The sequence below is a fragment of the Ruminococcus sp. AF17-12 genome, from assembly GCF_003479245.1.
Classification (GTDB): domain Bacteria; phylum Bacillota; class Clostridia; order Lachnospirales; family Lachnospiraceae; genus Blautia_A; species Blautia_A fusiformis.
The window spans coordinates 98,212-111,346 of record NZ_QUGY01000009.1; the positions used below are offsets into that span (position 1 = coordinate 98,212).

11 protein-coding genes are annotated in these 13,135 nt (G+C 38.9%); 10 read left to right on the forward strand and 1 reads right to left on the reverse strand.

The features are described 5' to 3' along the window. Positions 1-54: 54 nt before the first annotated feature. The 10 genes from DWW77_RS11335 (at position 55) to DWW77_RS11390 (ending at position 12,158) form a co-directional block, all read left to right on the forward strand. Positions 55-1,488 carry an alpha-L-fucosidase gene (locus DWW77_RS11335; protein ID WP_118608725.1) on the forward strand — a complete coding sequence of 478 codons (1,434 nt, stop codon included), beginning with the start codon at positions 55-57 and terminating at the stop codon, positions 1,486-1,488. 259 nt (positions 1,489-1,747) lie between these two features. Continuing rightward, entirely contained in the window at positions 1,748-2,728 is a 981-nt protein-coding gene (locus DWW77_RS11340) for an alpha-L-fucosidase (protein WP_207664957.1), read from the forward strand. Positions 2,729-3,158: 430 nt separating this feature from the next. After that, positions 3,159-5,018, forward strand: a complete 1,860-nt coding sequence (asnB, locus tag DWW77_RS11345) for an asparagine synthase (glutamine-hydrolyzing) (RefSeq protein ID WP_118608726.1) — start codon at positions 3,159-3,161, stop codon at positions 5,016-5,018. A gap of 738 nt (positions 5,019-5,756) precedes the next feature. Further along, positions 5,757-6,308, forward strand: a complete 552-nt coding sequence (locus DWW77_RS11355) for a hypothetical protein (protein ID WP_110103543.1) — start codon at positions 5,757-5,759, stop codon at positions 6,306-6,308. A gap of 575 nt (positions 6,309-6,883) precedes the next feature. Continuing rightward, on the forward strand, positions 6,884-7,441 hold the full coding sequence (locus DWW77_RS11360; protein ID WP_118608728.1) for an RNA polymerase sigma factor: 558 nt from the start codon (positions 6,884-6,886) through the stop codon (positions 7,439-7,441). Further along, positions 7,438-8,823, forward strand: a complete 1,386-nt coding sequence (locus tag DWW77_RS11365) for a DUF4179 domain-containing protein (RefSeq protein ID WP_118608729.1) — start codon at positions 7,438-7,440, stop codon at positions 8,821-8,823. The genes DWW77_RS11360 and DWW77_RS11365 overlap by 4 nt, the downstream gene beginning before the upstream one ends. Before the next feature lie 156 nt (positions 8,824-8,979). After that, a complete protein-coding gene (locus DWW77_RS11370) occupies positions 8,980-9,417 on the forward strand; it encodes a helix-turn-helix transcriptional regulator (RefSeq protein WP_118608730.1) in 438 nt (145 codons plus the stop codon). Positions 9,418-9,427: 10 nt separating this feature from the next. Continuing rightward, positions 9,428-9,985, forward strand: a complete 558-nt coding sequence (lepB, locus tag DWW77_RS11375) for a signal peptidase I (RefSeq protein WP_118608741.1) — start codon at positions 9,428-9,430, stop codon at positions 9,983-9,985. 487 nt (positions 9,986-10,472) lie between these two features. After that, positions 10,473-10,802, forward strand: coding sequence for a PadR family transcriptional regulator (locus tag DWW77_RS11385; RefSeq protein ID WP_055066334.1), 330 nt, complete (start codon positions 10,473-10,475; stop codon positions 10,800-10,802). Positions 10,803-10,805: 3 nt separating this feature from the next. Then, positions 10,806-12,158: an FtsW/RodA/SpoVE family cell cycle protein gene (locus DWW77_RS11390; RefSeq protein ID WP_118608731.1), complete on the forward strand. Its 1,353-nt coding sequence runs from the start codon at positions 10,806-10,808 to the stop codon at positions 12,156-12,158. A 62-nt stretch (positions 12,159-12,220) separates the two neighbouring features. Here the strand turns inward: DWW77_RS11390 and DWW77_RS11395 are convergent, their stop codons facing one another. Continuing rightward, the gene (locus tag DWW77_RS11395) at positions 12,221-13,093 is read right to left on the reverse strand and encodes a helix-turn-helix transcriptional regulator (protein WP_055066332.1); all 873 of its coding nucleotides are present in this window, start codon (positions 13,091-13,093) and stop codon (positions 12,221-12,223) included. Positions 13,094-13,135: the final 42 nt, after the last annotated feature.

A 13,135-nucleotide genomic window follows, 5' to 3' on the forward strand; every position in this document is an offset into this window, starting at 1 on the left:
AATTACCGTTTTTCTGAAGAGGGGAAACGATAAAAATAAAAAGGGGAATTCGATATGAACTATAATGGTTTGAAAGAAGATAAAAGATTAGTTAAAGCAGTACCATCAGCAAGACAGATCGCATATGAAAACATGGAATTTTTCTGTTTCATTCATTTCACTGTAAATACTTTTACCGGAAGCGAATGGGGAGATGGAACAGAACCGGAATCCATTTTTAATCCGACAGAGCTGGACGCACGCCAGTGGGCAAAAACAGCAGCAGAGGGCGGGATGAAGGGCCTGATCCTCACATGCAAACATCATGACGGATTTTGCCTGTGGCCATCAAAATACACCGAGCATAGTATCAAAAACTCCCCGTACAAAAACGGAAAAGGGGATATTGTCAGAGAAACAGCCGAAGCGTGCCGGGAGTTTGGACTTAAATTTGGTGTTTATCTTTCACCCTGGGACAGAAACAACAGCAGCTATGGAAAGGGAAAAGAGTATGACGATTACTATCTGAATCAGCTGACAGAGCTGCTGACAGAATATGGTGATATCTTTGTAATCTGGCTGGACGGTGCATGTGGTGAGGGACCAAATGGAAAGGTTCAGAAATACGACTGGCAGAGATATTATAAAGTGATGCGTGAACTGCAGCCGAATGCGGTAATCTCTATTTCAGGCCCGGACATCAGATGGTGTGGAAACGAGGCCGGGGAAGTAAGACCGAGTGAATGGAGCGTTGTTGCAAAGGATATGACTGATCCGGCGATCACAGCAGCGCTAAGCCAGCAGGAAGATAATGAAGAATTCCGAAACCGGCCGTTGGACGAGACTCAGACAGACCTTGGAAGCAGGGAACGCCTTGCAAATGAAAAAGAACTTGCATGGTACCCTGCAGAGACGGATGTTTCTATCCGTCCAGGCTGGTTCTATCATGAGGAAGAAGACGGACAGGTCCGCTCCTTTGAGAACCTGAAAGACATTTACTTAAAATCCGTAGGGGGAAATACCACATTATTATTAAATCTTCCTCCGATGAAAAATGGCCGTATCCATGAAACAGATGCTGCAAATCTGAAACAGTTGGGCGAGTTTATTGAGAATACCTTTAAATATAATCTGGTTGATGAAGCAGGTATCACATCTATCCCGCCACTGGACTGCTGGGAGAAAGAACCTACAGTATTAAGAAACGATGATTATGAGACTTATTTTATGAACGAAGCGGGAACAAATAAGCTCATGATCAAGATTAACTGGATCGAGAAAAAGAAACTTAATTATCTGGTACTGAAGGAGGCCATTCCATTCAGTCAGAGAGTAGAAAAGTTCAAAGTCTGCTATGAAGAAAATGGATCTATGAAAGAATGCTATAATGGAACTACCATTGGATATAAAAAGATCATTGATCTTAAAGGAATCCAGACAGATTTTCTGGCAATCGTGATCGAAGACTCCAGAGTAGCACCGGTAATGTCTTTCGTGGGAGTATATTGAGCAGGAACTGATATTTTCAGCTGAAAACTACGCGTTGTGTTCTCATTGTTATCTGCGGTGACGAATAGAACGCGTAAATTTTTGGCAGATTATGGCAATCTTGCAAATAGCATCTCTGAAAGTAAAAATATCTAATATAATGTAAAAGTTATGGAATGTTGGAATCGTGAACTTTCTGATATAATGAAAACACAAATGAAGGGAGATCGATCAGTATGAGCACAGATACGAGAAAATGGTTTAAAGAAGCGGATATGGAATGATGATTCATTGGGGCTTGTATTCACTTCTGGCCGGAGAGTGGAAAGACCAGAAATGTGGAAATTACGCTGAATGGATTCAGACAAGATGCAGAATTCCGATAAGCGAATATGATAAACTGGCAACGGCATTCAATCCTGTCTATTTTAATGCGGATGAAATTGTAAAATTTGCAAAAGATTGCGGAATGAAATATCTGGTGTTTACAAGCAAACACCATGAAGGCTTTGCCATGTACCATTCTAAGGTGGATAAATTCAATGTGGTGGATGCGACACCGTTCAAACGCGATGTTTTAGGAGAACTTGCAGAAGCCTGCTACAAAAACGGGTTAAAGTTTGGATTATATTATTCCCAGGATCTGGACTGGCATGATAAGAATGGTGGAGGATATTTATCCGGACACATTCCGTGCGAGGGAACAGCCTGGTGCAATGACTGGGATTTTCCGGATAATGATAAAAAAGATTATGATGTGTGCTTTCGCAATAAGATTTATCCTCAAATCGAAGAACTTCTGAGAAATTATGGGGAATTAAGCCTGATTTGGTTTGATGTTCCGATGACGTTGGAAGAGAAGCATAGTCGGGCAATTTTTGATCTGGTAAAAAAATATCAGCCAGATTGTCTGATTAATTCAAGACTTGGTAATGGAGCATATGATTATGTATCGCTGGGAGACAATGAAGTACCGGAATCCATACCAGATGATGAGGAACTGAAAGAAAGTATGATGAATGCATTTGACGGATTCAAGCCATCACCTTATGGCCTGTATGAGACTGCGGCAACTGTGAATAACAGTTGGGGATATTGTGCATGGGATCAAAATTGGAAATCGGAGAGAGAGATCGCAGATATAAAACAAAAATTAAATCATCTGGGAATTAATTATTTGCTGAATGTAGGACCTGATGGACTCGGGAGAATCCCGGCAGAATGCAGGAGAATTTTACGAAATGTAGCGAAATATGATTAATCTGAGATTTATATTATCGGAGGTGTAATGGCAGGTGCAGTGAAAGGGTAAAGATTCATAAAATATAGGTAACCGTACAGTCGGAAAAATGGTTCTGCAACAAAAGACCGTTTTTCCGGCTTTTCATTTTATCGACAATGAGGCATTCACACCGTCTCAAAATCTGAAAGATCTGAGTCATTGGGGTATGTCATGATGGATTATTAAATATATGTCATAGATGCTACAATTGTAGAAAATAAGATTGACTTTTTGCTTCTACAGATGTAGAATTAAAAAGATTTCTACATCTGTAGAAAAAACAAGGAGAATACAAGCTGAGGCGCAGACTCACAGGCCACTATGATTACAATGTGGCAATGCTGGATTCACCTGTGGTAAAAAAGTTGTTGCGGCGTATAAACTACATCAAATAGATACGGAGGATAAAATGTGCGGAATTTGTGGATTTACAGGTTACAGACAGGATCAGAAAATTGTAATTGAGAAAATGATGAAAGCTATTGTACATCGAGGACCAGATAGTGAAGGTTCTTTTTGCAGAGATGAGATAACCTTAGGATTTCGAAGACTTAGCATTATAGACCCAACAGATGGGCTGCAGCCGATGGACAGTAATGATGGAAATCTGCATATTGTCTTTAATGGAGAAATTTATAATTATAAGGAACTGCGGACAGAAGCTGAGGCAGATGGTATTTCTTTTCATACTCACTCAGATACAGAAGTTCTGGTAAATACCATACAGAAATATGGAGAGAAAGCATTTGATAAACTCAGAGGAATGTATGGGTTTGCTGTATGGAATGAAAAAGAGCAGAGTTTGATGCTTGCAAGGGATTTCTTTGGAATTAAGCCTTTATATTATGCAAAAATAGATGGACATTTCGTATTTGCCTCCGAGATTAAAAGTATCCTTGCGTTTCCTGGATATGAAAGAAAAGTGAACCAGGAAGCACTGGAACAATATTTGTCATTTCAATATTCCCCTCTGGAAGAAACCTTTTTCAGAGGAATTTATAAGCTTATGCCAGGGCATATGCTTTTATATAAAAACGGAAACTATGAGATAAAAACTTATTTTAAAGCAAAACTTGCACCCAGGCTATTAGGCAGTAAGAAAGATCTGGAGCAGCTGCAGTTTCAGCTTTCAAGAATTTTGACGGACTCAGTCAGACACCATATGTTAAGTGATGTGGAAGTAGGTGCTTTTTTATCTGGAGGAGTTGATTCTGGTTATCTGGCAGTTGCTTCCGGTGTTAAGCAGGCTTTTTCGGTTGGATTTGATGAGGGAGAACTGTACAATGAAGTGAATAAAGCTGCTGAAATAGCAAAAAAAGCTGGAATAAAACATCATGTGAGAATCATATCCAAACAGGAATTCTGGGATGCCCTTCCAGATGTTATGTATCATATGGATGAGCCCCTTGCTGATGCTTCCGCCGTTGCACTCTACTTTCTCTCAAAAGAGGCTGCAGGTCATGTCAAGGTTGTTCTTTCCGGAGAAGGAGCAGACGAGCTTTTCGGTGGATATAATATTTACAGAGAACCGGAATCATTGAAAAAAATTGCCTGGATTCCATTTGGTGTCAGACGTGTAATTGGAAAACTGGCTGCAAAGCTGCCGGATGTGAAGGGACGAGATTTCCTTATCCGTGCAGGAATGAAAGTGGAAGAACGTTTCATCGGAAATGCATATATTTACCGTGAAAAAGAGAAAGCGCAGATTTTGAAAAATAAAGTAACAGGACCTTCCACACAGGAATATTTAAGACCATTTTTTGAAGAACTTGAGTCAGAAAACAGAGGATCACTTCGAGACATGGAAAAAATGCAGTCTGTAGATCTGAGATACTGGCTTCCTGGCGATATTTTGCAGAAAGCAGATAAAATGAGCATGGCACATTCATTGGAAGTCAGGGTACCATTTCTGGATAAAGAAGTTTTTGACTTTGCAGCAAAGCTTCCGAAAGAAGCCAAGATTGCAGCGGGTACAACCAAATATATTTTCCGTAAAGCTGTTTCAGAATTTCTTCCACAGGAAACCGATGAACGTAGGAAACTTGGTTTTCCAATTCCAATCCGTGTGTGGCTGCGGCAGGATGACTGGTATCAGAGGGTAAAGGAGTTATTTACCTCGAAAGAAGCAGAAGAGTTTTTTCATACAGATAAGCTTCTTTTACTTCTGAAAGAGCACAAAGAGAAAAAGGCAGATAACAGCCGTAAAATCTGGACAGTTTTGACATTCCTTATCTGGTATGATAGATTTTTTGCTACATGTTCGAAGTGAGAGAGTTGGTTATGAGACGGTAAAAATATAAATATACGAAAAATCCGTTGACAATGGTATTTGGGATTTTTATGATAAAACTCTATTTGTTTGTATAGAAACTTTCGGATTATTGGAGGAAGAGTTTAAGGAGTATGTGGGTGGAAATCTGAAAGATTTTACGGTTTTGGATGCTTTCGACTCATTGTTCTTAAATGGAAAGGCAAATCAGGAAGCGCAATTTCAGCAGTTTGCTTCCTTGGAAATCCACAATTGCAGTCTGTGGCATCTAGGAAAGGAGTTATATTACTATCCTGTATATTTGTTGGATTTATTCTTTTGTTACTTTACAGAGAAACATTTGTTCATCTTAGCATAATTTACAGAAGAGAAAAATATAGTGCAGGTAGTAGTGTAAGAAATGTGATCGAACCAAAAGACCTTGGGATGCAGTCCGATTGTGACGATGCATGTAACTGGGATGATAAGGAGAATATTTATGATTGAAGCTGTAGCAGTACTTCTTTTTTTATAGTTGCAGGGACTCTATGGGGGATAATAGAAACTTTTAAATATAGGAAATTTTTTTCAAAAGACTGTGAAAACGGACAAATCTCCACTATTAAAGCGTACCGAATAAAGCGACGTGGATCCTGGCGGATTTTTGGTGACCGTATTCTAGATGAAAAATCGTTTCTGGTAATGAGGGAAAAGGAGTCAAAGTTAAAAATTCATTAATTCAATAGCGGGGTATTTTAAATGGCTGAACAAAATGTTTTTAATCTGATGCAAAACGATGAGATTGGGCTGTTGTGGAAAAAGATATATCAATTACATCAAAAAACCAAAATTTATCTACTTACAGCCGAAGAAATATCAGAAAATGGGGATGCATTGATTCAGCCATTAAAAGAGCACCGGGATGCATATGATCATATTGTAAGGATTTTTGCAAGCACAACCAAAAAAGTGCCGGAAGGATACGATTACTATTCTTATATCAAAGGAAACCTTGAGAAAGCATATGGACATGAGTATCGTGCTTTTTTTGATACGGCAGACTGGCTTGCATACAATCTGCGGCATAATTTAAGAGAGCGCATAAATGCGATTCCATATAATAAAAGAAATCAATTAATCCCAAATCGCAAAGAAACAATCAAATTATTGAACCAATACCCATTTGAAATTTCTAATCTACGAAATGACAAGGATATAGTAAAAGAGTCTGATTCGGATGAGACAATAAAAGAATATGAAAATTTGCTTAGGCAATTAATAAAGTTATATAAAGAAATTGATTCAATTTGATGTTGATACTAAAACAATTAATAGACTGATTGATCGTCGAAAGGTATCTGTTTGTCCATATCAGTGATATGTTACTCCATAAGGATAGTTCAGGAATATGTAGAATATTACACTTGCAAAAAAAATCTGAGTGCAGAAGTGGCAGACCTTTTTTACAAGTGTAATACGGTTTTGCTTTCAAGAGCGACTCAACGACTTGAATAATTGTGCGTCACATTCTCGTTATTTCAGTGATGAGTTAGACGTGCAAATCTTTTCTAAAAAATACAAATAGAGGGAGTTTTATTGGACTAAATATTTTATAACAGCAGTTGCAGCCGGTATCTCATGATATATAAAATGAGAATATCGGCTGCTTTTCATTACTTTTACCCCTAAAAGGTAATCTTCTGAAAACCAAAACTGTAGTTTGGATCTCAACTGAAAAAATTTAAATTTTTTTGTTACCATCCACTATTTTTTACGATATATAATATGAATGGAAATTTTTTTATTCAAAAAGGCGCCTTATCTGTTGCTGGTCAGATTATGGACAGTGACTTTTATCTTAAAGAAACCCGGAGGACAACCTGTAAATGAATGATGATGAAATTATAAACCTGTTTTTGAAAAGAGATGAGAATGGAATTATAGAATTGAGTACTAAGTATCACCCCTATTGCTACAAGATTGCCTGGAATTTATTGGCGAATAGAGAAGATACCGAGGAATGTCTGAATGATACCTGGTTTTCAGTATGGTCTCAGATTCCTCCTACGCAGCCTCCTGTATTGGCACATTTTTGCGGTCGGATTACAAGAAATCTTAGTATTGACCGTTTAAGGAAAAAGTTTGCAGGCAAGCGCCCAGATGTTCATATGGCAGATGTTATGGATGAAATGGAGCAGCTAAATGTAACTTATACAGTGGAAGAACAGCTGGCAGAAAAAGAACTGATGGAAACCATAAATCGTTTTTTGGAAGAAATGTCTCCAAGAGACAGAAATATTTTTGTACGAAGATACTGGTTTTTAGATCCTGTTTCTGCAATATCCAAAAGGCATCATATGTCAGCGGGAAGCGTGAAAATGAATTTATACAGAAACCGGAAAAAGCTGTTGAAACTGTTGGAAAAAGAAGGAGGACGCATATGAAAAAGTTTGATTTTTCAAAAGAATTTGGTAATATTGATCCGAAATATATAGAGGAAGCAGAGCGGGAATGGAGTGAAAAAAAGGAAAACCGGAGACCAAAAGGGTGGAGCAAAGCAGCAGCTGCCTGTGTGATCGTCACCTTGGGTTCTGTTATCTTTTCTAATCCACATATCCAGGCTGCAATAAAAAATATTACATTGTCCATAGGAGAAACCCTTGGTTTCCCAAAAGGCATTGAATCTTATACGGAAGTGTTGAATACCTCTAAGGAAGACAAAGGAATTACTGTAACATTAAAAGAAGTTGTTCTGGATAATGGAGTTCTGTTAACAAAGGTGCATGCAGAAAAAACATCTTCCGGGCAAAAGGACACGGATGATGTCCAGGATGACTGGACCTTTGCCAATACACAGCTTGACATTGATTATCAGAAAACTACAATAAATGGACAGAAAATTGAAGAATACGAAAGCGGACACCTTCTGCCATATTCGGACGAAGATTTGCTAAATACTGGACTGGATGAAAATGTCTATGATGCTGTTCTGGAATCCCGGTTTTCCCTTGATGGTGATTTGGGAGAAAATCCAGAAGTACATTTGGTACTCGGTGCCTATCAAAATGAAAATCTTGGCGAAGATTATTTCGCAGAGTTTGAGTTTGATTTTTCTATTCCCCATGAGGAGCTTATGAAACAGACAGTTCATAAAAAGCTGGAAGATGTTTCTGTTAAAACAGAAGAAGGAACCGTAAAATTAACAGACTTTTCCATGAATAAACTGCAAAGTATAATTAAGGCAGAAATTCCGGAAGAACTTGAGGAAAAGCTGTATAATGGTAATGAGATGATGCTTATGGGGACAGACAGTAAAGGAAATCAGGTACAGTATGAACTGCGCAGCAATTCGGCAGATGGTAAATCTCAATGGAGTTTTAAAACCAGTTTCTGGGGCATGTATCAGTTGGATTCTGACGGCCCGGTTCTTTTGCTCCCGGATATTGACAGCGATTATCTGGAATTACAGCTTTATACCAGAGAACCTTACATGGCTACTGCAGACACTGTCTGGGTTGATGACGATTTTGTAGAAATTGGTGAGACTACAGAAGAGGTAGAAGAGGTTCCGGAGGATACTTTGGAGGAAAAAAATCCGTCAGATGCAGAGAATCAGGTTGAAACTCAAATTATCGGAGGGGCAGATGCTCCCACAGAAGTAAGGCTTCAAGACGATACAGACCAGAAAGAAAATACCGACGCAGCAGATAAAACGGATGAAGATTATGGAACCGAAGAAAGCGCATATGATGGAACTACAGGTGAAATCACTGCAGAATCTGGCTGGACACCTGTCGGTGATAAAATAAGGATTCAGATTAGGTAGAGAAACGTGAATCTGTTTTCAAAAATCCCATGTCAAAAAAGCTTTGCATACCTGTTTTTTCGCTGTAAAAGGTAAATCGCTTTTCATTTAGCAGAATTTTTTTTATAATCCAAGTGAGAAAGCAAAAACGATTGGAAGAACAGGAGCAGAGCAAATATGAATATTGGAACGCAAATATTAAAAATACGAAAAGAAAAGGCGTTGACTCAGGAGGAATTTGGAAAAATATTTCATGTTACCAGACAGACTGTGTCTAATTGGGAGAATGAAAAGAGTTATCCGGATCTACAGATTCTCATAGACATCAGCAACCGTTTTGATATTTCTCTCGATGTCTTAATAAAGGAAGATGCCAAAATGGTAAAAACCATGGACAAAGAAAGAGTTCTTGGATCATTGAAACGGGAAAAGTCTGTTATTGACTTTTTTACAGGTGCAGGAACTGGAATTGTAATTAGCTGCCTGTTTTCAGCCGATACAATGGCCAGAACGGTTACCATTGTATTAGGCGTGGTCATGATCGGAATTGGATGGTATCGCGAAGCAAAATATGACAAAAGATTGTTCAGATATATGAATGATGAAGAACGGTGAGGTGGAGAGCATGAAAATCTGGCGTGAACTGTTAGGCTATGTGAAATTGCTTGTAATAGTAGTGGCGATTATCCTGGTTATCAACAATGTTGTTTTGATTAACGCAAAAATCCCTTCACCCTCCATGGAAAAAACACTTATGGTGAAGGACCGCCTTTTCGGTTTTCGGGTTGCGTATGGAATCAATCTTAATTTGTTCGGTCATGAAATTTCTGAAAAGTTCAAGGATCCGAAGCGATTTGATATTGTAATATTCAAATATCCAGATGATGAAAGCCGTCTTTTTATCAAAAGAGTGATCGGACTGCCGGGAGAGGTAGTGGAAATTAAGGATGGGAAAGTTTACATTGATGGTTCACCCACTCCATTGGATGACTCTTTCATTCCGGAGAAAATGATCGGAAGTTATGGTCCATATACAGTTCCGGAAAACTGTTATTTCATGCTTGGTGACAACCGGAATGATTCGAAGGATTCACGTTCATGGAAAAATAAATTCGTGCGATTTGACCAGATTGTGGGGAAAGCTGTTGTAAGATACTATCCATCTTTCAAGTGGTTAGGATAATAAGAAACGCGAATATCAGTGGCTTATTAAGCACTGGAATATTCGCGTTTTTTATTTGATATCACTAAGATTATATATTTTCAAATATATGTAATCAGTTGGCCACATGATCAAGTTCTTTACAATACGCATTGGGAGGATTGCAAGGAAGCCTTTTCCGTAGAGCATGTCCAGCCGTAAGGTATTTAACAGAATATATAGCAAGAATTCTCCTTCCTCTACAGGTGGGAGATGAATTGCAAAATAAAAAAACATTTGTTCTACAATGCAAATCGTGGTATAATGAATGATTTTCTATAGTTTTTCTATACTTCAAAATACGTGAAAGTATAGTATCTATGCGGATAATCAAAAATTAGATATAAAATATAAAATTTTTGATAAATCTTATTGATATATTGACAAATAACGTAAAATAATCTATTATATAGACAACCGATATATAGAACGTCGATATATAACTTATTCTAAGAAGGGGGTGGACCAGATGGCTATTGAAAGAGCATTGGTTTCAGGAAGTATGGCAATGCTTGTAATGAAACTTTTGTCTGAAAAGGATATGTATGGATATGAGATGATCGACACACTGAGGCAAAAATCTCAGAATGTATTTGAGCTGAAGGCAGGAACTCTTTATCCATTGCTGCACAGCCTGGAAGAGAAAGGACTCCTGACAGTATATGAACAGGATGTAGCTGGAAAGACCAGAAAGTATTATAGCCTTACCAGACAGGGAAGAGGATTCCTTGAAAAGAAAATAGAGGAATGGAAAGAGTATTCTGCAGCAGTGACCAATGTGCTTATACTGGAGGTGTGAGTTATGGATGAATATCTGAAATTATTGCTGGAACAGATTCGCTGCACAAAAGCCAGACCATACATAAAACAGGAACTGCAGGATCATATGGAGGATCAGATTGCGGAAAACATGAAGGCAGGCATGGATCATGAACAGGCAGAGAAGGAAGCCGTCAGAGACATGGGGGATCCTGTGGAAACAGGAATCTCCCTTGACAGTATCCACAGACCTCAGGCTGCATGGAAACTTTTGGGAATGATTATATTTATCAGCATTGCAGGTGTTCTGATACATGCAGGGATTTCCGGAAAAGCCAGTGAGAATGCGGCAGCCGGTTCTGACAGATATGTGTTTCATGTTATGATCGGGCTGGCTGTCATGATGATTTTGTATCTGCTGGACTATACCGTACTGGCAAAATTTTCAAAAATAATTGCAGCTGTTTTATTGTCCGTCTGTTTGCTGGTTATATTGGAAGGAGGCCAGGTAAACGGAGCAAGGATTTTTATATCACTGCCAGGAGGCAGAAGAGGCATGGATGTACAAAAACTGATGCTGTTTTATGTCCCCATATATGGAGCAATTTTATATAAATATCATGGGTGGGGATATAAGGGACTGATAAGAGCAATCTTATGGCTGATTGCTCCAGTAATATTAGTTTACAGCCTGCCGGCACTCAGGACAGCTTGTGTGATGCTGGTAACTATGCTGACTATGTTGACGATCGCAATCAAAAAGGACTGGTTTACAGTCAGAAAGAAAAGAACTATCTGTGGAATATGGGCTGTGTTTTTGACCGCGCCCATAGCAGCTTTTCTGAGTATGTACCTGAGAAACAGGCTGGCGGAATATCAAATTGCGCGCATACAGGCGATGTTTTCCAGCGGCAGCGAAACAGACTATCTCACAAAAATGTTGCATTCACTTTGGAGACAAAATAAGCTGATCGGGAAAAGCAAATCAGATGTAACGGGAATCCTGCCAGCATTTAATGCGGATTACATTCTGACCTATCTGTCATCTGTATATGGAATAATTGCAGCTATACTTTTGTGCTGTGTTCTTGCGGTTCTGATTTTTGCAGTCTTCAACACTGCATTACGACAGAAAAATCAGCTGGGCATGATGATGGGATGCGGGTGCGGAATTGTATTTCTCATCAGTTTTTTGATAAATGTCCTTGAGAATCTTGGCGTATTTCCGCAATCAATAACATTTCTTCCGTTTTTTTCAGCCGGAGGAAGCTGTATCATAATTTCTTATGGACTCATGGGGATCGTGCTGAGTACTTACAGGTATAAGAATATTTATCCGCGACATCCTGAAACAGGCTTTATGTCCATTAATTCTAAGGTAAAAAAAGTATCATAATATTATGTTAAATAAAACCAATCAAAAACGCTGAGAATTGCTCCCAGCGTTTTTGATTGGTTTTATTTTGGACAGCTTTCTGCATTCGGCACCAGCTGTTTGCGGAACTGTGAAGGGGAAATGCCACACTGTTTTCGGAAAAAGCGGCTGAAATATAATGGATTCTCGTACCCGACCAGGTTGGCTATTTCTGTGATATTATAATTGGTCGTTTCCAGAAGCATTTTTGCATTGGTAAGCCTCAGAGACTGCACGTATTGAGCAGGTGTAGTATTGGCATACTGACGGAAGTTCTGGATGAACCAGCTGATACTCATATTGTGGGAAACAGCATAGTCCTCAATACTTATAGGTTTATTATAATGCATCCGAAAGTACTGTGCAGCCTGTTCCATATCGTTCATGTTCTGAAGGTTCTTTTTACGTGGCTTTTGCAGTGCTATTCTATGGAGGCTGATCAGGAGAATCGTGAAATAATTTATCAGCATCTCCTCGTAATCAATTCGCTGCAGATTCAGTTCCTCGATCATAGACATAAATAGATTTTTGTACTCAATGGAGATACCGGTATAAATAATGCGGGTATCGTCGGCAATCCCATATCTTCTCAGAAAGTTCTTTACATTATTTCCAGTAAAGTGAACCCAGTAAACTTCGGTCTGATCCGCTCCATAATAATAGCGTTGTTCCTCACGTGGACGGTAGAGTACCATATTGCCGGCTTCTACAACAGTAGGTTTTCCATCAAAATAAAAATGTGCCCGTCCGGATGCGATGTAAAGAAGCTGATAATCAAGCCGGCCTTTCGGGCGGTGGGTAGGAAGCTTTTCTACGGTGTATAGATGATAAGTGCCGCAGCTTCCAATAAACAGGGGATGTTTTTTATCCATAAAATCTACCCTGGATTTGTGATAGTATGCTGATAACGTATACAAGTAATGTCCTCCTTGTCATATTGCACAAAACACAACAATATG